25 protein-coding genes and 2 pseudogenes are annotated in these 25,408 nt (G+C 59.4%); 17 read left to right on the forward strand and 10 right to left on the reverse strand.

What is annotated here, in order from left to right; genetic code table 11:
• Positions 1-387: 387 nt before the first annotated feature.
• The 3 genes from QMA15_RS30915 (at position 388) to QMA15_RS30925 (ending at position 4,197) form a co-directional block, all read left to right on the forward strand.
• A complete protein-coding gene (locus QMA15_RS30915; RefSeq protein WP_290288559.1) occupies positions 388-1,941 on the forward strand; it encodes a GMC oxidoreductase in 1,554 nt (517 codons plus the stop codon).
• A gap of 31 nt (positions 1,942-1,972) precedes the next feature.
• The gene (locus tag QMA15_RS30920) at positions 1,973-3,415 is read left to right on the forward strand and encodes an aldehyde dehydrogenase family protein (RefSeq protein WP_290288561.1); all 1,443 of its coding nucleotides are present in this window, start codon (positions 1,973-1,975) and stop codon (positions 3,413-3,415) included.
• A 650-nt stretch (positions 3,416-4,065) separates the two neighbouring features.
• Positions 4,066-4,197, forward strand: coding sequence for a hypothetical protein (locus QMA15_RS30925; RefSeq protein WP_290288563.1), 132 nt, complete (start codon positions 4,066-4,068; stop codon positions 4,195-4,197).
• 933 nt (positions 4,198-5,130) lie between these two features.
• Here QMA15_RS30925 and QMA15_RS30930 read toward each other — a convergent pair.
• Positions 5,131-6,186 carry a serine hydrolase domain-containing protein gene (locus tag QMA15_RS30930; RefSeq protein ID WP_290288565.1) on the reverse strand — a complete coding sequence of 352 codons (1,056 nt, stop codon included), beginning with the start codon at positions 6,184-6,186 and terminating at the stop codon, positions 5,131-5,133.
• Positions 6,187-6,501: 315 nt separating this feature from the next.
• Here QMA15_RS30930 and speB point away from each other — a divergent pair, with 315 nt between their 5' ends.
• Both speB and QMA15_RS30940 read left to right on the forward strand, forming a co-directional pair.
• Complete coding sequence (gene speB / locus QMA15_RS30935; RefSeq protein ID WP_290288568.1) at positions 6,502-7,485, forward strand: agmatinase; 984 nt, start codon at positions 6,502-6,504, stop codon at positions 7,483-7,485.
• Between the two features lie 370 nt (positions 7,486-7,855).
• Positions 7,856-8,323 carry a DDE-type integrase/transposase/recombinase gene (locus QMA15_RS30940; protein WP_356702951.1) on the forward strand — a complete coding sequence of 156 codons (468 nt, stop codon included), beginning with the start codon at positions 7,856-7,858 and terminating at the stop codon, positions 8,321-8,323.
• A 560-nt stretch (positions 8,324-8,883) separates the two neighbouring features.
• Here the strand turns inward: QMA15_RS30940 and QMA15_RS30945 are convergent.
• Positions 8,884-9,078, reverse strand: coding sequence for a hypothetical protein (locus tag QMA15_RS30945; protein ID WP_290288570.1), 195 nt, complete (start codon positions 9,076-9,078; stop codon positions 8,884-8,886).
• 62 nt (positions 9,079-9,140) lie between these two features.
• Complete coding sequence (locus tag QMA15_RS30950; protein WP_290288572.1) at positions 9,141-10,631, reverse strand: FAD-dependent monooxygenase; 1,491 nt, start codon at positions 10,629-10,631, stop codon at positions 9,141-9,143.
• A gap of 61 nt (positions 10,632-10,692) precedes the next feature.
• Here QMA15_RS30950 and QMA15_RS30955 point away from each other — a divergent pair, with 61 nt between their 5' ends.
• The 5 genes and pseudogenes from QMA15_RS30955 (at position 10,693) to QMA15_RS30975 (ending at position 12,742) form a co-directional block, all read left to right on the forward strand.
• Complete coding sequence (locus QMA15_RS30955) at positions 10,693-11,385, forward strand: TetR/AcrR family transcriptional regulator (RefSeq protein WP_290288574.1); 693 nt, start codon at positions 10,693-10,695, stop codon at positions 11,383-11,385.
• Positions 11,367-11,633, forward strand: coding sequence for a hypothetical protein (locus tag QMA15_RS30960; protein WP_290288577.1), 267 nt, complete (start codon positions 11,367-11,369; stop codon positions 11,631-11,633). Before QMA15_RS30955 ends, QMA15_RS30960 begins: the two co-directional genes overlap by 19 nt.
• Positions 11,634-11,819: 186 nt before the next feature.
• A pseudogene (locus QMA15_RS30965) lies at positions 11,820-12,129 on the forward strand (PadR family transcriptional regulator).
• 57 nt (positions 12,130-12,186) lie between these two features.
• Entirely contained in the window at positions 12,187-12,348 is a 162-nt protein-coding gene (locus tag QMA15_RS30970; protein WP_290288580.1) for a hypothetical protein, read from the forward strand.
• Between the two features lie 238 nt (positions 12,349-12,586).
• Positions 12,587-12,742, forward strand: coding sequence for a hypothetical protein (locus QMA15_RS30975; RefSeq protein ID WP_290288582.1), 156 nt, complete (start codon positions 12,587-12,589; stop codon positions 12,740-12,742).
• 126 nt (positions 12,743-12,868) lie between these two features.
• On the opposite strand, the gene QMA15_RS30980 is transcribed toward QMA15_RS30975, so the two are convergent.
• Positions 12,869-12,994: a hypothetical protein gene (locus QMA15_RS30980; protein ID WP_260395824.1), complete on the reverse strand. Its 126-nt coding sequence runs from the start codon at positions 12,992-12,994 to the stop codon at positions 12,869-12,871.
• A 998-nt stretch (positions 12,995-13,992) separates the two neighbouring features.
• Between QMA15_RS30980 and QMA15_RS30985 the strand changes: the two genes are divergently transcribed.
• Positions 13,993-14,394: a helix-turn-helix transcriptional regulator gene (locus QMA15_RS30985; RefSeq protein WP_290288589.1), complete on the forward strand. Its 402-nt coding sequence runs from the start codon at positions 13,993-13,995 to the stop codon at positions 14,392-14,394.
• A gap of 580 nt (positions 14,395-14,974) precedes the next feature.
• On the opposite strand, the gene QMA15_RS30990 is transcribed toward QMA15_RS30985, so the two are convergent.
• The gene (locus tag QMA15_RS30990) at positions 14,975-16,306 is read right to left on the reverse strand and encodes an aminotransferase class I/II-fold pyridoxal phosphate-dependent enzyme (protein WP_290288592.1); all 1,332 of its coding nucleotides are present in this window, start codon (positions 16,304-16,306) and stop codon (positions 14,975-14,977) included.
• 161 nt (positions 16,307-16,467) lie between these two features.
• Between QMA15_RS30990 and QMA15_RS30995 the strand changes: the two genes are divergently transcribed.
• The 6 genes from QMA15_RS30995 to QMA15_RS31020 all read left to right on the forward strand — a co-directional run bounded on the left by QMA15_RS30995 (position 16,468) and on the right by QMA15_RS31020 (position 21,475).
• On the forward strand, positions 16,468-17,094 hold the full coding sequence (locus QMA15_RS30995) for an FMN-binding negative transcriptional regulator (protein ID WP_290288595.1): 627 nt from the start codon (positions 16,468-16,470) through the stop codon (positions 17,092-17,094).
• A gap of 135 nt (positions 17,095-17,229) precedes the next feature.
• Complete coding sequence (locus QMA15_RS31000) at positions 17,230-17,976, forward strand: phenylalanine--tRNA ligase beta subunit-related protein (protein ID WP_290288597.1); 747 nt, start codon at positions 17,230-17,232, stop codon at positions 17,974-17,976.
• Positions 17,977-18,041: 65 nt separating this feature from the next.
• The gene (locus tag QMA15_RS31005; RefSeq protein ID WP_290288607.1) at positions 18,042-18,755 is read left to right on the forward strand and encodes an aminotransferase class I/II-fold pyridoxal phosphate-dependent enzyme; all 714 of its coding nucleotides are present in this window, start codon (positions 18,042-18,044) and stop codon (positions 18,753-18,755) included.
• Positions 18,679-18,936, forward strand: coding sequence for a hypothetical protein (locus tag QMA15_RS32915; protein ID WP_356702961.1), 258 nt, complete (start codon positions 18,679-18,681; stop codon positions 18,934-18,936). Before QMA15_RS31005 ends, QMA15_RS32915 begins: the two co-directional genes overlap by 77 nt.
• A gap of 518 nt (positions 18,937-19,454) precedes the next feature.
• Positions 19,455-20,054: a hypothetical protein gene (locus tag QMA15_RS31015; RefSeq protein WP_290288609.1), complete on the forward strand. Its 600-nt coding sequence runs from the start codon at positions 19,455-19,457 to the stop codon at positions 20,052-20,054.
• Positions 20,055-21,088: 1,034 nt separating this feature from the next.
• Positions 21,089-21,475 (forward strand): hypothetical protein, encoded by a 387-nt coding sequence (locus tag QMA15_RS31020; protein ID WP_042921978.1) that lies wholly within the window; start codon positions 21,089-21,091, stop codon positions 21,473-21,475.
• 48 nt (positions 21,476-21,523) lie between these two features.
• On the opposite strand, the gene QMA15_RS31025 is transcribed toward QMA15_RS31020, so the two are convergent.
• The 5 genes and pseudogenes from QMA15_RS31025 to QMA15_RS31045 form a co-directional block, all read right to left on the reverse strand.
• Positions 21,524-22,231, reverse strand: a complete 708-nt coding sequence (locus QMA15_RS31025) for an exodeoxyribonuclease VII large subunit (protein WP_356702966.1) — start codon at positions 22,229-22,231, stop codon at positions 21,524-21,526.
• Entirely contained in the window at positions 22,225-22,509 is a 285-nt protein-coding gene (locus QMA15_RS31030; protein WP_290288613.1) for a hypothetical protein, read from the reverse strand. The genes QMA15_RS31025 and QMA15_RS31030 overlap by 7 nt, the downstream gene beginning before the upstream one ends.
• 529 nt (positions 22,510-23,038) lie before the next feature.
• Complete coding sequence (locus QMA15_RS31035; RefSeq protein WP_290288615.1) at positions 23,039-24,349, reverse strand: hypothetical protein; 1,311 nt, start codon at positions 24,347-24,349, stop codon at positions 23,039-23,041.
• A gap of 405 nt (positions 24,350-24,754) precedes the next feature.
• Complete coding sequence (locus QMA15_RS31040) at positions 24,755-25,084, reverse strand: hypothetical protein (RefSeq protein WP_290288617.1); 330 nt, start codon at positions 25,082-25,084, stop codon at positions 24,755-24,757.
• Positions 25,081-25,408 (reverse strand): annotated as a pseudogene (locus QMA15_RS31045) (hypothetical protein); the annotation flags it as partial. The gene QMA15_RS31040 and the pseudogene QMA15_RS31045, both read right to left, overlap by 4 nt.

Raw genomic sequence — 25,408 nt, forward strand, 5'->3', positions numbered from 1 at the left:
GCGGCGCTTGTGCTGGCCGGGCCGGCACTCGCGGCGTGCAGTGGATCAGGGGGGACCAAAGGGCAACGGGACTTCGCCGTCGATGGCGCTTTCTCCGTCGCTGTCGACTCTGACCCCGGGGATCCCAATCCGCTCGTGAGCAGGACATCACCGATCCGGTCGTAATGAAGGACGGAACGGTATCCATCCCAGAGGGCCGGGCAGGTGTCGAACTAATCCTGCTGCTCTCACCGAAGCCACCATCCACACTGCGGAGTTGCTGGCTCCACCAGGTGGTAGGAATCGTCCTTCGCCAGAGTGCTTCTCTCACGGCCGCCCGTCCGCTCAACGGTCTTGCGAAGCCAGATGGCGGTGTGAACAACTCAGTTGAGTGAAAGATGAGAATTGATGACAACGCAACCGTGCTACGACGTCATCGTCGTCGGTGCAGGCTCCTCCGGCGCTGCGCTGGGAGCCCGTCTGGCCGAACGGGGACAGAAGGCCCTGTTACTCGAAGCAGGTAGGAACTACTCTTCATCCGAGCTCCCAGAAGAATGGAGATCACCCAATCCTGCGGCAGCAATCGTGGGTGCAAACGTCGCGGACTTCCTTTGGGCGGACCACCTGGCCAGTCGCACCGCATCCCAAGAACCCAGCCTCTACTGGCGGGGTAAGGGGGTGGGTGGAAGCTCAACCATCAACGGGCAGATAGCAATTAGGCCTCCGGTCGAGGATTTTGACGAATGGGTCAGGCTGGGTTGTTCGGGATGGTCGTCGACCGAAGTGATGGCGTCTTTCGTCGCTCTCGAGTCGGATTCCGAATTCGGTGACGACGACTATCACGGGCGGACAGGGCCGATCCCGATCTATCGGGCTCCGACATCGGCGTGGGGTTCAGTGGACAACGCGCTCCGTGAAGTGGCGGTCGACTCGGGCTACGGGTGGGCGCCGGATGTCAACGCGCCGGGCGCAACTGGGGTTTCTCCCTATCCGATCAATTCCCGTGATCACCGCCGAATCTCCTGCAACGATGCGTATCTGGAGCCGCTTCGCCAGAACTCCCTGCTCACTATCTGTGGCGGCAGTTTGGTGGACAAAATCCTCTTTGAGGGCACTCGGGCGATTGGTGTGCAACTGGACAACGGTCGCACCTACCGCGGGGATCGAATCGTGCTCAGTGCCGGCGCCACTGCATCGCCCTCGATTCTGATGCGATCGGGCATCGGACCTGCCGTCGACCTTGAGGAACTCGGTATCGATGTCCGCGTCGACTTGCCGGTCGGCCGGTCCCTTCAAGATCATCCGATGGCTCTTATCGGTCTGCCCCTGACTGCCGCTGCGTCTGCAGGTCCTAATGACAGGCACAGCAACTGCTGTGTGCGTTACGCGAGCGGCTTGGTCGCCGACGGAAACGACATGATGATGGTCTCCTTGAACCAAAACGCACTCGCGATGGCATCGGCCGATGTCAGGGCGGGAGCGGGCGCCGTGGGCGTTTTCGTGAACAGGACCTACTCCCGTGGCCGCTTGCGGCTCCAGAGTAGTGACCCGACTCGACAACCCAGGGTGGAGCTGAACATGCTCTCGGACGACCGAGATTTAGAGCGCTTGCTCACAGCGATACGGTCTCTCGGTGAAATGGTGGAACACGACACCTTCCGAAAGATAACCGACGGCGACCTGTGGCGGGTCAATCGCGCTCTGCGTGTTGCCCTTGACGGACCTGAGAGCGGCCTGCGCAGCTATCTGCGAGACCATGCCGTCGATACCCAACACGCCAGCAGCACATGTCCTATGGGAAATCCGGATGATGAAGGCACAGTTGTCGATCCAGAATGCAGAGTTCTGGGTTTGCAAGGGTTGCACGTCGTGGACGCGTCCATTTTCCCTTTCGTACCGCGAGCTAACACACATCTGACATGCGTCATGGCGGGCGAGCACATGGCCAACAAGCTGAGCTGACTTCACATCCTGCGACCTTAGGAACTCTCCCATGAAGTATCTGCATAACGTGATCGACGGTAAGGCGGCTGAGCCGTTGGACTCCACAGTCTTTGACGTCGTCAATCCCTTTACCGAACACGTGATCGCACGTATGCCGGCTGGTTCGGCGGCCGATGCTGACGCCGTAGTCAAGTCGGCGCGATATGCGCAGGAAGGTTGGGCCGCACTCGATCTCGAAGAACGACTTCAGTATCTGAGCCGCACAGCGGATGTCATCGACGGACACATCCGCGAGCTCGCGGAACTCGAGAGCGACGAGATGGGTAAGCCGATCCCTATCGCCGAACAGTTCGTCACCAGCGGAATCAGTGCACTGCGATCGAGCGTGGAGCAGGCCAGAAAGTACCCATTCGTTGCCGATGTCACTGCCTTCGGTGAACCTGATCGAACCATCGTTACACGGCGACCACTGGGCGTCGTGGCTCTCATCATCCCGTGGAACTTCTCCGTGACATCAATTCTCGCGAGCATCGGCCCGCTCCTCGCAGCCGGCAATACGGTCGTGATCAAACCGTCGGAGAAAGCACCCTTGTCTGCGGCGAGACTTGTCGAATTGTTTGATGTACCTCCGGGGACAGTCAACCTTCTCCACGGAGATGCGCGAGCAGGTCGACCGTTGGTCGAGCATGAGGCGGTCGCATTGGTGCATTTCACAGGATCAGTCGAAGCAGGCAGATCGGTTGGCGTCGCGGCTGCCAAGCGGCTACAACGATCGATCCTGGAGTTGGGTGGAAACGACCCAGTGATCGTCGACAGCGACATAGACGTCGTGGCCACTGCAAAAGCAGTGGCGATGTCTACGTTCATCAACAGCGGACAGATCTGCACCTCGTCCGAACGCATCTACGTTCACAGGGCAATTGCAAAGGACTTCATCGACGCTCTCGTCGCCGAAACCGAGGCTTTCGCGATGATCGACGAACCAACGGGAAACGGGCTAGGGCCACTGGTGGACCACGCGCAGCGAGAAATCGTCCACACTCATGTGCTCGATGCGGTAGCGCATGGAGCGAAGGTGTTGGCGGGTGGGCAGTTACCGGACCGGCCGGGGTACTTCTACCCAGCGACAGTCCTTACCGACGCCACTTCGGACATGCGCATCATGAACGAAGAAACATTCGGGCCTGTTGCCCCCATTACCGTTGTTGATTCGTTCGAGGAAGCCATCACCCTCGCGAACGGAACAGGTTTCGGGTTGGCGTGCACGGTGTATTCGAAAAGCCAGGAAAACGTGGCGCTCTGTGCCCGGATCAACGCTGCCATAGTCTGGATCAATGAATGGCAGAGCGGGGGAGTTGGCATGACCTGCGAGCCTTGGGGGCTCAGTGGTGTTGGTGCTACAGGAGGCTTGGCATCATTTGACGCGGCAACACGTCCTTGTTCGATGATCTATGCATCGGTTACTGCGCCGACAGTGATATCCGATAACTAAGTGTGGTCAAGTCGAGGCCTCGGTTAGCTGCGGAAGATTGCGCCGCGAGCCGATGTTCTCGATGTGCTCGCTTCATTCGTTCACCGTGAGCGCGTTTCGTAACCGTGAGTCTAGAAGCAGAACCGTGGGTCTAGAAGCAGAAAGAACCAGTGTGAACCGTCCCGGGCTGGATGCCGCTTCGTTTCTTGCCAGGGATGCAGATCATGCTCAAGCGCTACTCGGCCGAGCAGCGTGAGCGAGCGGCGAAGATGGTCCTTCGACCACCTACGGGTACCGGTCGCTCTACGCTGCCGGTCAGACCATCGGGCCGAAGACTCGGTATCGGCCCGGAATCGCTCCGGAGTTGGCCAAGCCGGCCCCCAGAGCGACACCGTGTAGCTGCCCGGAACCACATCCGATGAGCAGCAGCGGATCAAGGTCCTCCTGCGAGAGGCACGAGATTTCGAGGAAGCCAACGAAATCCTAAAGGCTGCACCCTTTTTCTTCGCGAGGGAAATCGACTCTCCGCCATTGATCTGCCCGTCAATCGATCAGATGCGTACACGGAAGTGCAGGGTCGAGTCGATCTGGCGAGTGCTCACCGCACCGGGAATGCAGGTCGCCCCACGCAAGAACCTGAACTGGAGAACCTCTCCGCTGTCGGAGCGGTCGTGACCGGTACGCACCTGACGGACGCACTACTGCACACCGTCGACACAGCGGAAGGGCTCTACGGGCGCCGCAAGATGACCGCCCATCTGCGACGCAGTGGTCACCAGGTCGCAACTTGCACCCTCGATTGACTCATGTTCGTCGAGGGCCTGTCCGGACCCGGACCGATCGGAACTTTAACTGCCCAGGCGCCGAACCATCAGTGGGCTACCGACGTCTCTTACTGTCGTACCTGGGCGAGATTTGTGTACGTTGCGTTCGTGATCTGCTGCTTCTCCCGAGTGATCGTCGACTGGCATACGTAGCCCGATAAAGGGACAGGCATACGTAGCCCGTTTAAGACACGGCAATGGCCACGACCGAGCTGAATATGGCGTTATGGCGCCGGAACTTCAGCGGACATGCCGTGGCCGACGGGTTGATTCATCACAGCGATGCAGGCAGTCAATGCACATCAATTGTCGCTGCGATCGGCAGTACTGGAGACGCGCGCGACAACGCGTTGGCGGAGCCGGCGATCGGCCTATTCAGTCCGCGGCCTTCTCCACGCGAAGTCCGTTCCTGACGTGCCGATCATGACAATCGACGACATCGAGTTTGTAACGATGGGGTGGGTCAACTGGTTCAATACTCGCCCGGTTGCACAGCATCCTCGGAAAGCGGCAAAAACCCGGTACGGCTCAGTGCTCAGTGGACCGTACCCGTACAGCCAAGTTTTTTGACCTGCTTGAGGCTGGACGCCTGATGGCTGTCAGGACAGACGGAAAGAACTTTCCGAGGAACGGAGTGCGCACCGTGTGGCCGTCGACGGGATTGTTTCAGGTCCCGAACATCTGCTCGCGTGCGTAGAAAGCCCCTGGAGATCGAGCTGCTGCTCTAAGGCCTTCACAATTGACGATCCATGATTCGAGACTGTCGATTCCTCAATCGATTTCGGCCCGTGTTATCGACGGATCGTGGTGGATGGTGATGGTGCGGTCCCGAGCGCACCATCCATGCGCTGTATTAGTTTTGCAGAAATAAGCGCTCATTGTCGGAAGGCCCGGTCTGCCAGAATGAGAATCTCAGTGCGGCGAATCAAGTTGCGAACGCAGGAAAGTTGCCAGCTGATCCGCTGACTTGTCGTCGACGTTCGTGAGAACCACCAGGGTCGTGCTTGTAGTCGGATCGTGCCCTGCAAACGACTGAAATCCAGGTAGCTCGCCATTATGGCCCCACATCCCATCGAAGTCCGCGATCCCAAGGCCATAGCGGACGTTGTCGATTACGGGCACAGATCGCAGGCGTTCACGCTGGAGACTTGCAGTCAGCAGATCGCCCCGCACTAACGCGCCCACGAATACACTCAGATCGTCAGCTGTCGACACGGCGTTGCCAGCGGTCCACGCCCACGACGGATTCACGTCAGTTGCATCGATAAACTCGTCGTTGTGCCGATGGTACCCACGCAGGTCGGCGCTACCCAGCCTCGTTGCCTTATCGGTTAGCGGCGGGAGCGCAGTGCTGTTCATTCCGAGAGGACCAAAGATGGTCGTCTGCGCGATATCTGCGATGTCGGTGCCTGTGAGATGCTCGATCAATACTCCGAGAATTATGTAATTGGTGTTGCAGTATTCGAAGGCCGTGCCAGCCGCGAAATGCTGTTCACTCTCAAAGGCAACTTCGAGTAGCCCTTCTGGGGTCCACACTCGCGATGGCGCTGCCAGTAGAGCGTCGACGAATTCGTCGGAAGTGTAATCGGGAAGACCAGATGTCATGTTGAGGAGCTGTTTCACCGTGACCGCTGGATCTATCGAAAGCTCGGGGAGAATCGAGTGGACTGTGTCGTCGAGATGAAAGCTGCCGGCCTCGACAAGCTGAAGGGCGATCGTAGCCACGATCATCTTGGTCACGCTGCCGACCCGCATTATGCTGTCGTTGGTCATCGGCGTACTTGTTTCGATATCAGCGACGCCGAATGACTGCGTCCACGAACCTAGTTCAGGCGTGCTGAGGTGTACCACGGCGCCAGGGATCGATAGTCTCCGGCGCTCGGCGTCGAGGGCAGAAGCAAGAACATCAAACCCAAGAGATGTCGTGCTCTCGGATTGTGCGTAATTTTCCCCTGCTACGAGTTTCATGTCTGTTCCCTAGGTTCGTAATGGATCGCGTCTGGCCGATATTGCGTCAATTGAGGTTGCTGGCATCCAACGCCTCCCGACCGCGCACATGCAGACCTTGAGTTCACCGCGCAATGGAGTTGGATGACGAGCACGGCCCATACGATGCCGAGATTCAGATTGGCTTGCATTGGCCATAATGCCAAAGAATGTGATGTTGCATTGGGCGTTTGACCGATGGGGGCGATCGAATCTATTTCTATGATTGGAGTATTCAACCCAGGGCACAGCTAAATCGCAGCTGTCAATGGGCATCACCGAAGGAGACGGATCATTTTGCGTGACGAGACTACCGCCAGCGAACGAGCGGAACATCGCGCCGGCATCATCGGGCCGCCAGATGCACTTTTGCAGCTCCCACGGTTTGCCGGTCCCGCGACATTTGCCCGTTTGCCGCGCCTGGATGAAGTTGGCCGTGCTGACATCGCATTGCTGGGCATCCCGTTCGACACAGGGACCACCTATCGCCCCGGTGCACGCTTCGGTCCCGAGTCAATCAGGGCCGGTTCAAAACTGTTGCGGCCCTATCATCTTGGACTCGATATCGAGCCATGGACTGAACTGCAAGTGGCAGATGCGGGCGATGTCGGCGTCACCCCGTTCGACATAGCGGAGGCCATTGGCCAAATTGAAAGCGCAGCGCGGGGCTTGTACGACAAGGCCGATAACATCATTGCACTCGGCGGTGACCACACCATTGCGTTGCCCCTGCTGCGCGCCGCCCACGCGCACCACGGCCCGATCGCGTTGATTCACTTTGATGCTCACTTTGACACCTGGGACAGCATGTTCGGAGCCCAAATTGTGCACGGCACACCATTTCGGCGCGCATCAGAGGAAGGCCTCCTCGCCCTCGGGCATTGCGCCCACATCGGCATTCGAAACTCACTTCCCGCTGCCAGTGACTTAGAAGACGATCGGCGCCTGGGTTTTTCGACGGTAACAACACTGGAAATCGCTCGCCGTGGTATCGACGAAGCCATTGGGCGGGTCCGCGAAAGGGTCGCTGACTTGCCCGTGTACGTCAGTATCGACATCGATGTTCTCGACCCCGCATGCGCTCCCGCAACTGGAACTCCGGAACCGGGTGGCCTGACTACTCGCGAGCTTCAGCTGCTCCTGCACGGGCTTGCAGGATTGCCGATTATCGGAGCAGATGTCGTCGAGGTTTCGCCCGCCTACGACCACGCGCAACTTACTGCGTTGGCAGCTGCCGGAGCGATTTTCGATCTACTGGCCCTCTTCGCGAAAAAGCGGTGAGAACGCCACGGTCGAATGTGCTGAGTGGTCGGACTGTCTGCCCAGCAATCTATTTCGCTCCCTTGCTCTGTTCTGGATAGGCTCTCAGAGGCACTGTCAAGTTGTTGAGATCGCCTGATCTGGGATGATGTGGTGGTGTCGTCGACGTACAAGGGCTACCGATTCCCGCGCCAGATTATCTCCCGCTGCGTATGGCTGTATCACTGGTGCACTCTCTCGTTCCGAGAGATCGAGTTGCTCGTGGCCGCCCGTTGAATAGCGGTGTCGTACGAGACAGTCCGCGCCTGGTGTGCCCGGTTCGGGCCCGAGTTCGCCCGCCAGGCTGCGGGGGAGAGCACCCCGACCTGACGACAAGTGGCACCTCGACGAAATGTTCGTCAAGATCTGCGGAGTCCGAAAGTACTTGTGGCGGGCAGTCGATCAGCACGGCAACGTCCTCGACATATTGATCCAGGACAAGCGGGACGGCAAGGCTGAGGCCTTGTTTCTCCAGGAAACTACTGGAGAAACAAGGCCACCCGCCGCGGGTGCTGGTCACCGACAACTCCCCAGTTACCAGGTCGCGCACCGGAAGACGATGTCAACAACTGAGCACCGGCAAAACAAGTACTTGAATAATCGGTGCGAGAACTCCCGTCAACCGACCCGGCAACGTGAACGCGCGACGAAAGGATTCCGCTCCGTCGGTTCAACGCAGAGGTTTCTGTCCTCGTTCAGTCGGATTTCCCCGCACTGCCGCCCACCGAGGTGCTGTATGACTGCCACCGATCATCGCACCGAAATCGCCGCTCGATTTCAGGTGTGGGATCAGGTCACCGAGCAGGCCCCCACTGCCTGAACACCGCTCGGTCTGGTGGCGTGCTGCGCCCGAAAATAGTTGCACACCAAACAACTTGACAACATCCTTGGGGGGCCGTGTATCGAGGCCGCGGAGAGTGAGCATATCGCGGGGGCGGACCGCAAGGCTGCGAGTGAGCGGTGGCCGGGTCTGGCTTCCGAGGCCCGGCGGTCGGGGTGGAGAGCTTCGTGTCGATTCCGTTGCCTGCGCTCGAGCCACTCAACGCTCCTCTCCGTAGGCGGGCGAACGCGATGGTTGTCGCGGCCAGCTCTGACGGCGCAGGGGGCCGGGTTTACAGGGTTATAAAGCCTGTGGATACGGGGCGGTCCACGCCTTCCTGAAGCGGTGGTTGCCGAGACGCTCACACACTGTGACGGTCCTTGCGAGTACCCGAGCAATAGCGGGTACAGGCTTTGGACGGCGGAAAGTGCGAGAAGTGTGACCGGCTCGGCAATCACCTTTTCCGGTGCGCAGCGTGAAAGCGCACCTCGTCGAGGTCCTTCGCGCAGCGCAATTGCATACCGCAGAGTTTCGTCCGAACACAATGTCTACGAGTTACTTTAGACAGAGCGCTCGAGTCCGGCGACGATGCGGGTGCCCGACCCTGACTTGCCGACCAACCCCAGGGATTCCCCGTGGCCGATGGTGAAGGAGACGTCGTCCGCGGCGGTGATCGCCGGTTGGCGCCTGCCGATGTGGAAGGACTTGCGGAGGTTGGTGGCGATCAGGGTGGAGGCGGTGGGCGGATTGCTCATCGTGTCGGTTCCTTCGGTCGATGAAGAAGATCCGTGGCGGTGGCGAGTTTCATGTGAGGTGGTCAGGACTCACTTTCCGTTCTGCATTGCCCGATCCAGTCGGACAGGGCTCTCCGTCGCTCCCTCCGTCGCATGATCGGATCCGCGGCGCGCCCTACCCATGCGATGTGCCCATCAGGGCGGATGAGGATCTCGTGTACGGCTTCGTATTCGGGGTGCCGTTCGAAATCTGTGAGGACTGGGGTCGTGACGTGGTCGGCACACTCGTCGGACTGAGCTCCTGTGAAGTCCAGTAGCAGAAATCTTCCGCTGTGCATCAGATCGGCCACTCGGGTAACGGACCCATCGGGGGTGCTAAGCGCTAAGTCGATTACTCGTCGCCCGACCAGAGGGTCGCCGTCGGGGTCGGTGTAAGTGGTACTCAGGCCGGAGATCTCTCCTGCGAGTTGATGATTGATCTCACGACTATTGAGCATTCGATCAAATAGGGAGCGTAGTGCGGCGAGGGGAGGTGCATATTGAGGTATCAAGGCCAATTCGAGAAGTAGGGTCTGCACTTGGGTGTTGTCGGTCAACATTTGGCCGACCTGACGGCGCTCGTGCTGATACGTGTCAAGAAGGCCTGTTTGTGCCCGTCCATGGATTTCGGCGGCTAGTTTCCATCCGAGGTTGAAAGCATCCTGGAGTCCGGCATTCAGGCCTTGTCCTGCGGCGGGGAAATGAATGTGCGCCGCGTCTCCAGCCAGGAACACCCGCCCGGACCGGTATTGGCCTGCGAGACGGGTTGCGTTTCCAAAGCGTGAGAGCCAATGTGCGTCCGCGACCCCGCAATCGTTCCCGCACAAAGAAATCAATGCTTGGCGGACTTCTTCGACAGTCACGGGTTCGGATGACGAGACGCGCATTCGGTCTGGCGCCGATAGGACGAACCGAGTCAAACCGTTTTCGAGCGGTACGACCAAAACCCCGTGGCTACGCGCATGCGCGATGGAGTTCGAATCGACTGATGCAAAGTCGCCGAGGATGCCGGTGAACGTCTCGTCTGTGCCATCAAATGTGATTGATGCGCTCTTGCGCACGACACTACGACTACCGTCGCATCCAACGACGTATCGGGCATGGACACTCGTCTGGGCGCGGTCCGCGAAAACCACCTCCATACTCTCGCGACCGTCGTGCAGCCGTGTCACTTCGCGGTCGCGATGGACTGGTACGCCCAACTGAGACACACGCTCCGACAGTAGCGTTTCCGTTTCGGATTGAGGGATTGAAAGCGTATACGGGTGGCGTGAGCTGAATCCGGAGAAGTCCAGCCGGGTGTCCAATCCGGCGAAATGCCAGCTGGGAAAGGTAGTTCGGTTGTCGAGGAAGCGATCCGCGTATCCGCGAAGGTCCATGATTTCGATGCTGCGAGGGTGCAGGGTCAAGGCGCGTGATTGTTTTTGCGGTTCTCTCCGGCGCTCATAGACCTCTACGTCCACCCCAGCCAAGGCGAGCTCGCTCGCGAGCATCAGTCCTGTAGGTCCGGCTCCGATGACGGCGACATCAAGCATCTATCTACCTCCAATTAGTGAACATCGTTCACGTGAACGATGTTCACTATAATGAGTCCTCATGAAGAAACAGTCAATGGCCAAAACTGCAAACCGTGGGCGGACCCCTCGCCTCTCCGCCGCGGCAACGGTCGATGCTGCGCTGCGCCTCCTGGATGAACACGGACTCGACGGGTTGACGATGCGTCGTGTCGCGCACGCGATGGACGCGCAAGTGGGCGCGCTCTACCGATACTTCCCCACGAAGCAGTCGCTTCTCGCGGCGATGGCAGAGCGGATGCTGGAGGGGTGCGTGGATCCTGTTCCGCGAGGGGAGTGGCCAGAGAAGGTGCAAGAGCTTGCGCGACGTATGCGTATCGGTCTACTCGCTCACCGCGACGGGGCTCGAGTCTATGCAGGCACCCATGCAATCGGGCCGAATACGCTCGGATATGCCGATATGTTCATCGGGATACTGATCGAGGCCGGCTTTAGTGAAAGTGATTCGGCAGATGCAGCCATGATGATTATCCGATTCACTACCGGGCACACATTGGAAGAGCAAGCTGTGCAAGATGCGCCGGATCCAACGCCGCTGGAAACGGCTATTGAGGAAGGCGACTTTCCTCACCTATCTACCGTACTCACTTTTCTCACGACCCCGGACTCGACCGGGCAGTTTGAGTTCGGGCTAGGTGTCGCTATCGCTGGCCTGCAGATGGCAGGGGAAACGGCCATGTCGAGGCGGTTCGGGCAGTGCGCGAGCGGGAAGTGAAGGACAAGCAGGAACGGCGACGAGTCCGCGAGCTGAACAAGCAGGCCGAGTCTGCGACCACTGTCCGCCGAGAGTTCCTGCGCAGCACGTTGCTCGCTCGCAAAACTCCACCGAAAATGGCAGTAGCGTGTATCGCGGCCACCCTCGCGCGCGATCCCGGACTGATGTCGGAGTACAAGGCAGCGGAATCGCTCGGTGGGCTGCTTGGATTCACGGGCTACTACCCCGCTATGTGTCAAGCCAAGTGAGACAGTGACGTTCAAACGTGAAGGTGCACTTCGCCCGAATGCTTCTCGTATAGATGGCCCTTTCCAAGACAATTGGCACTCAGTCACGTCGTAACTGTCCCGCGATTGCGAGATCTGTCCGGAATCGGGCCTAAGGTTTGAGCTAGTACTATCGGGGTCCGATATCGATATCCGAAGGGTGGGGTGATGAAAGAACTTCAGCGGGCCGCTGTGCGGCTTCACATCCTTCATCACGCTGCGCAGGAACCGATTTACGGGGCCTGAATGTCGGAAGAGCTCGCGCATCACGGCTACAAGATCAGCCCGGTACCTTGTATCCGACATTGCACCGTCTCGAAGTCGACGGACTTCTCGAATCCGAATTTGTTTTCTCCGAAGGTCGTTCGCGTCGTGTGTACCCGCCACCCCGGCTGGTGAGGCAGCGCTGGTCGAGGGCCGTGCGTCTTTGGCGGAATTGGCACGTGAAGTGCTCGGCCCGTCGTGGCCTGAGAACTGATCTCACCGAACAGATTTCGTGGTCCTCCGGCGTGCGGCGTAGATGAGCGTACCGATCGTGAGTACACCGATGTCGATTGTCGATGGCGACGGATGCGGTCGGCAAGAATGCTGCCAGCGCGACGCATCCGATTCCGCCGAGCGCCGGCACTACACGAGTGCGAGCGGCGGGGGGCGGGGCGGCGGCAACGTCTATGCGGACGCATTGGCGATCAGGTAGTACGCCAGTACGGCGAATCTCAGCGGAGGATCAGCTCGTGGCTATCGGCGGCACCGAAGTTGATCAGACTCCGCCCGTGGGATGGTCCGACCTCGTGTTTACGCCTAATCCTGGCACCGTCATGGATGGCACTTGCTCCGTGGTTTAGAAGAGTCATCCGCGCGCCATCCTCACGGCCAATGTGAACTGTCGCTCGGACGGTAGGTCTGCAATCCGGATTGTCGTGAATGGCGATGCGGTGAATAACAGTTCCGATATCGGGGGTTATGACGTTCGCGGCGGAACTGCAGTCGGCTACCCGTTGACCGCCGGGGACGGGGTGAAGGTTCAGTACAACGGAATCAGCCAGTTCGGCACCACTATCTTCACACAAAGCGGCTTCGCCGTTCTGTAAAAAAGGGGCGCCCCTACCGGGATTCGGTGGGGGCGTCTTTTGGTGTTTCATACGGCGTGATTGGCCGAATAAACTGGGCCGAGTTGGTTGGCCCCGCAGCAGCGGTGGGTGGGCTCTGTTGGGTCTTCAGCGGACGAGGCGGTGCCCGAGAGGTACGCCGAAGGGCTGAGTCGTTGCCACCGAACCGAGTGATCGGTTCACGAAGGCGATGACGAGAGCTCCGGTTATGAGGAGCAGTGCTTTTCGTTTCACGACATCTCCGTTTCGAGGCCCGTTAGGTTCTGCAGGTTTCCGGTCGCAGATAGTTGCCGAGAGTAACTAGACCCGGGCTTTTTCATTCCGTAAGTGGGCAACCCTGACGGCCACACAAGATAGGGGACCGTCAGGGCTGGTAAACGAACAACAGCATCGCTATACGTTTACAATCCGACCATACCTGCAACGGTAGCCGTATCGTAACCTCGGGGTCTTTTTATCTCCGACTTCGCCCTCTGTCGCAGTTAGGCGGGCCGCGAGATGCGTGAGTTCGCAGTGGCAACCCGAGACGACGTCGATAGCGACTCTCGGATCGGAATGACATCCGCAGGGCAGGAACTTCGGTGATCTTGCTGCAGTCTCAGCCGTTCGGCCGGCGAGATCCATGGGCCGTCGTAAACCACACTGCTGCAGCGTCGGCATTGCGTGCAGTATGCACCGTTCTTCATCAGCTAATACAACTCTCGCTGTCCGGGCCCCGACCCGTGGAAGATCTTAGTCGGCGCAGTCGAAGCGAGCGCTGGCAACTCGTCGGACTGGGCCGTGTGGCTGACCGGGTTACCGACATCGAGCTGCCGCAGTAGCTGGCTACCGCGCCAGGAAAGGGCCAAACCTCAATCTCGTCGGGCATTTTCGAGATCCAGGGGTGTTGCTAAAAGGGCCACCAGCGAGTGTGTGATCAGCACGCTGGCGGCCCCGAGGCGCGCCGAGAACCGAGGCGGAAGCGGCGCACCGTTTGTGGTGCCCTGCCGCTGTCTGGGGGATTGCGTCGGCAGGGCTACGCCATACTCGAAGTTTGGGGGTTCGAGCGATGCCGCCGAGAAGAATCTACGGATCAGAGGGTTCCGATACCAGTCTTCGCGGAGTCACAGATACTTGAGTGTTGAACTATCCTTAATTCATGCACAGCACATGGGGATAACTGATCCGAGCGCGAAACTCTCGAACTGTTTCGCTGCGCGAACATTCAGAAATTCCGTGGGAAAATAACGCCCATGGCTTCAGGATTCGCAGCTTGGGTTCGAGACCAGATCGTGGCCCGCGGCCATGAAAGTCCAGAGGAAGCAGCTCGGGCGCTCGGTGTGTATCCATCCCAGATGCGTCAGTGGACAACGATCGCTCGGTCCCCAACGCCGCAGGTACTGCGGCGCGTCGCAGCGTTGTTCGATGCGCCGGTGCAGGAAGTGTTGATCGCCGCCGGGTTCATGACTGAAGACGAGAACGTGCCGTTGTCGCCCACACGGAAGTCGCTGCAGCAATTGTCGAACAAGCAGATTCTCGACGAGATTCGACGCCGAACTGCCGGAGACTTGGGAGGGCCGCCGATTCCAGTGCGCGTGGACGGAGTTCTTCATACTCCGGATGGCCCGCCCACAGTGTTCGTCAGTAACACCTAGGCGGGCCGCGCACGCCGAGCCGGCAAAGGCGAACGTGCACGAGGGATACTACTTCTCGAGCATGGGGCCGAACCACGATTGGTGGTTGCATACGGTACTTAAGTATCAGGCAGGCGCGTCGCCAGCGCGTCCATAGTGCCTACGGTTCAACGCGGCAGCGTGAGCGTTTGGAGAGGCCCACCCCCGGCGATTGCACAGCCGGAGGGCAGGCCTTGCGCGGCCGAACTGACCACTCAGAATCGCCGCAGCAATGAAATAATATCCAATTTCCGCGTTCAAAATGCCAGATAGTACTTCGAGTTTGCGATCCAAGTGCGAAAACTCATTGCCGATAACTTGTATTGTGTCGTGTTGGAGTCCGCATATACTGCGCTGCAACGCATCTGGACTTCATGGGCGAATGCTGTCATAGGTCGGACCGTTTTCGTCCAAAGATTCTTCGGATCGCATTCTCGGACAGGGCTTTGTGCGGCCCGACCCCTGTGTCGCAAACGGTTTTTCGGCCATGCATTTGTCACGCGGCCGGCGCGCACCGTCCCAGTCGGTTTCCGTCCACCCCGCCACGAAGAACGCCGGATAATTAGCCGTTCAGGATGGCATCGAGTGTGTTTGAGAACTGAGTTGCTTGCTCGAAGGTGATGGTGGAAGTCGTTACACGGATGGCGTTGTGCCGCCGACTCGGTGTTGTCGAGAACTGGCTTCCGTCCCGCACGAGCCAGCCGCGGCCGGCGAGCCGATCGACGACAGGTTCGGAATCCCGATCCAACGGAACCCAGACGTTGAGTCCGTCGAGGGTGTCAGGAGCCTCGATATCATGTTCTGACAGTGCAGCTTTCAGAATGGTCCGGCGCCGCTCGTAGACAGCGCGAGCATCGGCGAGGCCGTCGATCACCGTCGGATCACTCAGCAGTTCGGCACTCAAGCGCTGCTGCAGGTGACTGACCCAGTTGGCGCCCGAGCGGAGATGCGTGCTCAGCCGAATGCCGGTGTCGAGGTCCGAGGCGACCACTGCCACGCGCAGGTCGGGCCCGAGAAATTTCGACACGGAACGAACAAGCGCCCACCGCATCGTGCTCATCGGGGCGAGCCGGTTGTACCGATTGCTGGACACGGCAGAGAAGTGATCGTCCTCGATTACCAGAACGTGTGGGAACTCGGCCAGGATATTTCCGAGAGTTGCCGCTCGGTCGGCGCTCATGCTGACCCCGGTGGGGTTGTGCGCACGAGGGGTGCAAATAATCGCGCGCACACCACTTTCGAGAGCACGCAGCAACCCTTGCGGGGTGATACCCGAAGTGTCGATGTCCATCGGTACGGCTCGGAAGCTGTTGGCTTTGAGCGTTCCGATGCTCGCCAGGAAGCACGGATCTTCGATTGCGACAGCGTCACCTCGGGTCAAATGAGCGGTCAACAGTCGCTCGACCGCGTCAACGGCACCGTTGGTGATGGTGATCGAGTACGGCCGCCGAACCTGGTCCTCGATGGAGGAACGTGCCCAGGAATCGAGTAGAGGCTCGGCGGCTGCGGCTCCGTACAACCGAGGCGTGTAAGTAGTCCGGTCCAACGCGGCTCTGAGATCAGGCAGCAATGCAGGATCAGGATTTCCGCTGGCGAGATCCACACTGCCAGGAAGAGTGATACCGCCTTCTCCTTCCAGGAACGGTATGGCTCGCACGAAGCTGCCGCGCCGGCCCTGTGTCTCCACAACTCCCGCCGCCACGAGCAAGCGGTAGGCTCCGGCAACTGTGTTCCGGTGAACCTCGAGATCGTCGGCCAGGGCCCGTATGGGCGGCAACGCGTCCCCAGGAGCCAGTACCCCGGCGCTGATGAGATTGCGGATGCCCTCGGAAATCTCGCCCGCGGTCCCGCGGACGAGATAGAGCTTCACCTGGTCCCCCACAGAGTTGATCACCCGGTCATCCTATTGGCACGTGACAAAAAAGGAAACCCGTGTTTTGATTGTCACGTGACAAGCGCAGGCGCTTGGTTGATCACGTCGGTGCGGCGGATCGTCTGGGTATCACATATCTCGCGGGCCATAGTCTCCGCGACCAGCAACGATAAGGAGTTTTCATGATCTTGCCCGGAAAATTTCGACTCTCAGATGACGCGATCGATTCTTCATTGCGCGTCGGCGGTTTTGGCCACCTGATCACTCCCGGCCCAGAATCCTTAGAAACGACGTCGATGCCGTTGCGGTACAACGCCGAGAATCACTCGGTCGAAGGCCATGTCGCCCGTGCGAATCCGCATTGGCGGTATGCGGCGCAGGGTGAGTCCGTCATCGTCCTTCCTCGCACTGATGCTTATGTGTCGCCGGCGTACTACCCGAGCAAGCGTGTACACGGGAAGGTCGTCCCGACGTGGAACTACGAAACCCTCTATATATACGGGCAATTGGTGGCACATGACGACGAGCAGTGGCTGCGCGAGCATGTCACGGCGCTGACCACCCAGCACGAGTCGGGTAGGGAGAAGCAGTGGACGGTCGCCGACGCACCGAAAGAGTTCATCGATGCGCAACTTCGAGGGATCGTGGGGCTCGAACTGCAGATCGATCGCGTCTACGGCAAGGCGAAGATGAACCAGAATCGCTCCCCTGAAGATCGCTCCGGCGTGATTCGGGGATTGGAGCAAGGCACACCCTCCGAACGGGAGGCGGCCGCAGCGATGATCGACGCAGGTCTCGACAACGGTTGAACATTCTTCGGCCGGCGGGACCCGGGTAGGCCTCGGCATCGTGCCGCGCCACCTGTACCGAAATAATCAGTCCAATCCCTCGGTCTGGGGACAGGCCCCCGCCGAGACCGAATTATGAAGAGTGAAAGGAAGCCAATGCCGCTGCAGCACAACACTCTCGAAGAATTCCTTTCGAAAGCTCGTGTGGAGGCCGATGTTTTCGCCCTGCAGCCCGACTGCCGTGTCATGTTGCTGGCAGTGGAGGGCTTGATGCCGGGTCCAAGCGACCAGGGGAGTGAAGTCTTGCTGGAAACTGCGGAGATCCGAGCTCGCGATGCACTCCGGGATCAGACGGTGGAGCAGTTGCCGCATGTAGCGGCCTGGCGAGAGGCATACCGGGCGTTCGGAGCCAAACCGCAGCGCACGCGCAACAGCGTCGAGGCCTTGTTGCGTCGTGCCGCATCGGGGCTTCCTCGGGTCAATCGGCTCACCGACATCTACAACGCTGTGTCGGTCATTCATCAGAGCCCAGTGGGGGGTGAAGATCTCACTCGATATGTCGGCGCGCCACGGCTCGCCCGTGCCGGCGGCGAGGAGTGCTTCGAAACCAGTGTCGGCGGCGAGGCGGAAACTGAGCATCCTGCCCCGGGTGAAGTGATCTGGCTCGATGACATCGGGGTGACCTGCCGACGTTGGAATTGGCGTCAGGCGCAACGGACTCAACTCAGCGGTGACACCACATCAGCGTTGTTCATCTTGGACGTACTCGACCCGGTCACTGATGACGCGCTGAAGACTGCTGCTGATGATCTGGTCGGCAATCTCACCAGACTAGGGACAGATTTGCAGTTCGCATGCCGTCAAATCAGCTCCGAAGACAGTCGATCGGCGGATGCGAATTAAACTCCTCCAACCCTTTTGGTGCCTCGTTGATCGTCTTTCGCGAGTTCGCTACCTGGAGGACCTGAATGCAGAATAGACACTGGAACCCCTTGGAGCAGCTGTCTTTGGATCAGTTGCGGCGTCGTACGAGCCAGAAGTGGAGCGCTCACAGTTCGGACGTACTTTCCCTATGGGTCGCGGAGATGGACGTACCGTTGGCACCTGCGGTGACGAACGCACTGCACCACGCCGTCGATATCGGGGACACGGGGTACGCGTCGAGGCACGGGTATGCCGAGGCCGTTGCAGGTTTCGCCTCAACGCGGTGGGATTCGCCGGATCTCCCGATCACGCATACCCGGGTGCTGCCCGACGTGATGGCCGGGATCATCGAGGTGCTTCGCGCCAGCACCGAACCTGGTGACTCAGTCATCGTCACCACACCGGTCTATGCACCGTTCTTCTCATACATTTCGCATGCCGACCGCATGATCGTCGAGGCACCGCTCACCCCGACTGGACGGCTGGATATCAACTCCATCGGCAACACCATCGCACGAGTGCAGGCATCGGGTCGTTGGTGCGTCGTTCAATTGTGCACCCCTCACAACCCCACTGGCACGGTGCACACCCGATCTGAATTGGAGTCGCTTGCGCGAGTAGCACGAGACGCCGGCATCCGGGTGCTATCCGACGAGATCCACGGACCGCTGGTGCTCCCAGGTGCGCCGTTCATCCCGTATTTCACGGTCGCGAATTCCGAGAACGCGATCGCTTCCACCTCTGCATCAAAGGGGTGAAACTTCGCCGGACTCAAAGCTGCGATCACAATCGCCGGGCCTGACGCCGCTGGTCAGACCGCTTTTAGTGTGCGACGTCGAGTACCGCGAGTACACCGGCGGCGGACTCAGGCACCCAGCATTCAAAGCAATGCGCATCGACAAGACCGCCGACGAAGTCGACCTACTCGGACGACACTGATCCGGAGCATCACCGCATTCGAGAACGGATCGTTTCGGCTCGATCAGCAGTGCCGGAACAAGATCTGACGTGCTGTCCAATTCAGGATCAACGGCTCTTCTGCTTTGGCTCCTTCCTAAGTATGAACGAGTCGCATGGGACCTCAGCGAGCGATGCCGCAGCCGCCACTCCTCGGCGTTGTTCGGTCTTACCTTCCTTAGCTTTCGGGTCTGGCCCAACCAACTTTGGCGCACCTAAACGGGACTTTGGTCCTCAACATCGTTACCAAAGGAAAAAAGATTGCGCGGTCGGTTTGTTTGTGTGACCGTCGAAGGACGTTAACCAAAATCTTTTTATCGGGGGTGATTACTCAAGTCGTTTAATGCGCAACTGACGATTATATGAACTGCTCGCCCAGCTCGCTGTTGAGGACGCAAAAACCGGGTGTGACACAGTTTCGTGGTTCGAACCCATGAACACGTTCCTGGCTCAATACGCTCTTGTCTTAGATCGAATATGCATATTCGGCGTGATCAAATTTGACGATCCTGGAAACAATCCTGCTCATTCAACGGCGAACTGAGTACCTGAAGGGTTATCAACATATGAAGCTCACTCGTGTCATCACCACTGCCATGACGATCGGACTGATCGCGGTCGGTGGCGGCGCTGTCGCCACCGCCACCCCAGCGCAGGCTGCTCCCGTCAGCCAGCAAGCCGGCGAGCCCACTATCGACGAACTGCGCGACCTGCAAAAATCTATGGAAGATGCTGGTATTCAGCCCTCTGTCACCATTGAGAATGGTGAACTGCTCAAGAGTTACGACCAGGGGCGGGTGCGAGTCGACACGACGGAACCGGCACCCGTCGAGCCAGGGACAATCGCTCCCCGCCTTCGCGTAGGAGTGGGCTGGAACATCTACGTCTATTTCAATCGCCAGGATCAGAGTGATCTCGCCGTAGGTTCAGGCGCATTCTTGGTCGGCGTTATAGCCGCCGCCAATCCCGCTGCTGGCATTATCGCAGGTCCGGCCGTCGCAATTGCCGCGAACCGAGTCGCGACCAACGGAATCTGTGGAAACGAGTTGGAACTGGCCTTTAATTTCGGCGGCCAACTTCAAAGCGCAAAATGCGTATAGTGTTTCCACACGCAATTGATGAGGAGCAGCTACAGCAATGATTTGGATACGAGAAACATTCACCGCAATGAACAAAACTGCTGCCAGCCTGGTATTTGTGATCGCTGTATTCCTAGCCGTAGGCGTAGGGAGTCAAAGTGACCACTCACCCTGGATTGCAGGTCTTCGTGCGCTGGTGATCGCTCTCGTATGCGGCTTCTTGGCGGTCATCCTGGCCGCTCGCACCCAAGTTCGACGGAACCACAACATCTGAAAGTTGCTCCTGAAGGCGAAGAGGATCTCACCACTAGGCGGGGTCCTCTTCGTCGTCCATGAAGAGGATTGCCGGTAACCCCCTGTAGACATGACGAAGCCGCCGGCACCGAAAAGGGTGTCCAGCGGCTTCACAGGGTCGGTGCCCGTCTTGCGCCTCTCGGCAAGTGGCCGCTCGAAGCGGCATTTCTTTCGATGGTACCAACTTGATGTAACTGACGGTATCGCAAAAAACAGTAACCGAACATTTGCGACAAGATGACCTCGATCACGTTCGAGTGGAGGGGAAATGCTCCCGAAGGTTGCGCTAGTACGAATTGACTAGGCCAAAGGTCGCAGGTGCGGCGAAAATCCACTATGCGACCGCGCGATCCCGCTGGATTGGGTGCTCTCCAGTGAATGCTGGGCACTCAATCCGGCCGGTCGGGTCAACCTCGCCTGGTGATGACACCTATTGTCGAGTTGCTGCGGAATATGCGCGCCGATGACTGCGTGAAACTTACCTCCGAACTGCAGAAACAAAAGTGTGCACCCCCCTTTACTTGAATCGTGTAGGGGGGTACACATATTCTTATGACGAAGCAAACGGAACTTCTCAAAGAGATACGAGCATTCGCCAAGGAGGCGGGGCTCGGGATCGATGAGACCGAGGGCGGAAATCACACCTAAGTGGTGGTCGGTGGACGGCGCACCGTTGTCGCCCGGCACTCGGAAATTCCCTAGTTGACCGTCAAGGCAATTCGCAAGCAGCTCGGGATGACCGAGGCGCGGAAGGGGAAGAAATGAAGGTCACAGCGCACGCAGTCCGATCCGGCGACTGGTGGTCGGTGGACGTTCCCGAGGTCGACGGGCTGTTTACCCAGGCCCGGCGTCTCGATCAAATTCCGGCGATGGTCGCAGACGCAGGAGAGTTGCTCACCGACATTCCTGCAGCCGAGTTCGAGGTCACCCTCGACTACGACTTCGATCCGGCCGCACGCCGCGAGATCGAGGAAGTCAAGCAACTCAACGCAGCCGCTCAGCGAGCGGTCGACGAAGCCTCGCGCCAGTCGCGTGCAGTCGTCCACGACCTGCGGCAGCGCGGTCTGTCTGTCCGCGAGATCGGCGTCATGCTGGGCATCACCCCCTCGCGGGTCTCGCAGCTCGGCAAGGACAAGGCCACAGCCTGAACCATCCATGTGTGCCGTTGCTCGCGCGGGTTGTCGAAGTGGGTGGTTTCACGGGTTCGTGAGAGTGGCAGGGACCTGCGCCCAGACAGCTCTGTGTCGTCGCGGAGTGCGAGCTTTCCTTGCTGCGTTGATCCATTCGATGGCGTCAACAGGCACTACGCGTGTTCGAGTGGGTCGCGGCGGGGCGTCTGCCTGTCTTCTGTGCCGCCAACAAAGGGCCGTGATGACTGCTGCTGCGACGAGGATGACGGTGGGTGCAGTCAGGTCCTCGGACTTGGCCGTGGCGATCATGGCGGCTATAGCGCCGGCCAGCGTTGCGATGAGCGCGGCCGTTGCCCAGTGATTCTTTACTCGGGCGGTGCCGCTGGCGTGTAGTTCGTTGAGGAAGGCGCCGCGCCATTCCTTCGCGTGTGAGGAGTTCACCGCGTTCATTTGTTCGAGTTCGCGGCAGCGTTCACGCTGCGCGTCGAGTTGTGTTTGTGCGCTTGCGGTTGGTGAGGCGGGCGCAGGCACTGTTGCGGCGCGTGGCTTTCGCGCCCCGTTCCTTGCGTACAGCTTGCGGACGAGTTCGTGTCCGAAAGCTGTTGGAGTCGGGAAGCGATCTACTGCAAGACGTTCCGCGTTGCTTGTGTGATCGGCGGCGTGTCCGATCGCAACCATGACCGGTACTGGGCATTGGTGTATGGCGCGAGCGAGATCCGGATCGTTGAATGACCAGAGATCGGTCCAGTGGCCTCCGCCGCGAGTGATTAGGATGAGGTGGCGCTTCCTTGGTCTATAGCTGTGAGGGCCTTGACGAGTTTTTCTGCAACAGTGTGGCGGTTCATCGAGACGGGTACATGCGTGAACTTTGGGAGTTGGATGGTTCCTTTGCCCTTGTTTTCGATGACCGCTTGAATGTCGGTGACTGCTTTGGACTTGTCGGGAGACAGGACTGTGACACGTTCAAGCTTCTCGGGCCATGAACCCTTGGGAATGTCGCCGCGATGGGTCAGCTGCTGCAGGGCGGTGAGGTGCAGCTTCTCGCGCGGCACTCACTGGGCCTTGAATTGTTTTCTCGGGTTGCGCTTGCCGTGCCTGCAAGACCAGTCTGTGAGTTGCGGGATGGTAGGTGAGGTCGCCGGCGATGGTTACTCCGGCTCCTACGGTGAAGTGCTGGAGAAAGTTTCGCTGTGTGTGACGGTATAGGTACTGGCCAACTGCGTCTGTCGTTGCGCGGTCGAACTGAACAGGGATGCTGACTACGGCTCGGTCAACGGGGACTGCGAGTTCCATGGTCCAACCGGACTTTAATGACTTCAGTTCGCGGCACTCTCCGGTGATGACCACCCTCATTTTCGAGCTCGAGGCCAGATGCGAACGTACGAGTTCGCCTGCCTCTGCGATGGCAATCAAAGGCCCACGCTTTTCGGCCCACTGCTCCAAGTTTTCCATCCCCCGCCTACTTCCCCCGTGAATTCGACCTTGGGTACGAGCCTGTCAGAGACCTCCGACAGGTTCACCGTCGAGGTGCAGGAGCCAGAAAGAGCGCGAGGTAGCAAGACGATTCGCGAACATCGCCGCTCAGTTCGTGTGCCCACCATGAGAGATCGAGCGCGTGGTCGTTGTGAGTACTCGACGGAAAGGGGTCTGAGTTGCTTGGAAGTTTCGAACGATTTCGATTCGAGTTGTTTCCGTCGCTCTGCTCGCATCGCGCTTGCGGAATTCTGCGCGTCGTTTGGCTTGTTCCGAGCGCCGAAGGCGATCGTGCTCGAGCCTTCGTTCCGTCGGCGAGCTGACGGTCCAATCTAGTTGGGTCATTCGCCAACGCAGGAAAGCGCCTGGTCGTGGGATGTGGTTGGGCCATGTCCAGCCTCGTAGTTGGGTGTCTGTGGTGAGTTGGTGTGCGATGTCGCGGCCGGTCCATCGGGTGGTGTCGATTCCGGATTGTTGGAGGGTGTCGCAGATTGTTCCGATGTGGCCGGCGGGTTTCAGTGCTGGTGCGTGGGCGATGAGTTCGGCTGCTGCGCGTTGGAGGTGGATGGGTCGGGGTGTCGTTGTTGGTTGGTGTGTTGTCTTGCCCGCGTGTGCTTGTGCGCGCGTTGGTGAGATTTTGAAAGCAAGAGCTTTAAGTGCAAATCCCCCGGAGGGGGATAGGGGGTCACGGTGGCCGGATTGTGGATGGTTCCGTGTTGTGGTTCTGAAGCGGTGTGCGGCGGTGCGCAGTGTGGCTCGGGAGGGTTTTCTGGGCTTCTTGGACGGAGGGGTGACGGTTGTTGCTACGGGTCGGGGTGTGGTGAGCGTCCAGGTGGAGGCTGCACGGAATTGGCGGTAGCCGTGGTGTGATTCTGCGGCCATGGCTTCGAGGCGGCTGAGGTAGCGGCCGCGGACGAGTTCTACTGCGACGCCGAGGGCTGTGAGGACTCGTCGGGCGCGTTTGACGGTGGAGGTGCTCACTCCTGCACGGCGGGCGATGGTCTCGCGTGAGGCGGTCACTGAGCGTCCGGTTGCGCTTTCGGCGAGGGAGGCGTGGATGACGGCGACGGCGAAGACGGCTTCGGTGCTGATGGTGTGGTTTGTGCAGAGTTTCGTGCCGGTGGGGGAGTTGAGGAGTGTGCGGACTTGGTGTTGCCAGTGTGTGCGGCTGGTCCAGGTGGGGGTACGGCTGTAGGTGCCGTCGGGGATGGGGAGGGACCATGAGTTTCCGTGTTGGTTGCTTGCACGGTTGAGTGTTTCGATGCGGGTGACGTTTTGGGTGGCTTGTTGTACGGCGTGGGCCCATTCGTCGTCGGAGACTGGGGTGTGGCGCGTTGATGGTGAGCCGTCGAGGATTGTGTTGTGTGGAAGTGTTGAAGCTGGTTCAGGGTGTGCGTTACCCTGAGATGTACCTGTCACAGGTAAATCCCTTCATGTGAGTGAAGAAGTAGTGCAGTACAGAAGGCGGAGCGGTTACTTCGGCTTCATCAGTGACAGCGAGCCGGGCATGGCTTTGCTGTTGATTTGGCTCAGTGTGTGGCGAACCCCCGTAAGGGGGTTTCGTCGTTTCTGGACTGCGTCTATGGAGTTGTGTGTCAAGGTTTTTCGGATGTCAGGCTGGGTGGTGGCGGGGCCTCTCTTTTCGGCGGTGTTCGGGTCAGTCCGGGTGTTTATCGAGAGCAGTTGCCGCTGGCGGTCTGTGACGGGCGCTGGCCCCCGATGTGCGGATCTGTCTATTCGAATGTCAGGAACGTGTGGGGCGAAGCGAAAACACCGCTCCCACAACACCGGCACACCCCAACGCGACAGCGAGACCGAGCGCAATCACGAATGATTCGTTCGAACGGGGATGTGCAGATCCAGAAGCCCGCGCAGCGCAACCGCGACTTCGTGAATCTGATCGACCGACGCAGTTTCCGGATCGGAGGCAACGAGATCTGCCACGTCGATGAGGTTGTCGCGTAACCCGACCGACAACTCGCGAGGTCCGGCGAGTGCGTCGACGGTGTCCCGGACGATCGATTCGGCGAGTTGGCGTACCTCGGCCATCTCGGCGTCGGTGGGGAAGGTGATGCCTACTTCTTTCAGGAGCGCGGTGGAGGCGGTGCTGATCATGGATTCGATCAGCGGCGAGCGATGTCGTGTGGTTGTCATGATGCTGCCCCCAACTGTGTGGAAGCTGATGATGCGTTGGTGCATGTGGGATGAATCCAGTGTTCGACGGCCGCAGTGATCGTTGCGCGGGCGGTGGCAGCGTCCTGTGCGGTGATGACGGCGGTGAATGCTGATGTGACTGCTTCGATCCCGGAGGTCTCGAGTCCGTTGCAGTGGTCGAGGCCGTCGGTGATCAGCTCCAGGGCAGTGTTGAGGACTTCCCAGTGACCGTCCTCGTGCGGGGAATGCGCTGCGATGAGTTCGGTGGTGGGGAGTTGTTCTGCGGCCCACAGTTCTCGCACGTTGAGGGGGTGGATGGGGTGG

It is taken from the genome of Rhodococcus sp. APC 3903 (assembly GCF_030407755.1).
Classification (GTDB): domain Bacteria; phylum Actinomycetota; class Actinomycetes; order Mycobacteriales; family Mycobacteriaceae; genus Rhodococcus_F; species Rhodococcus_F erythropolis.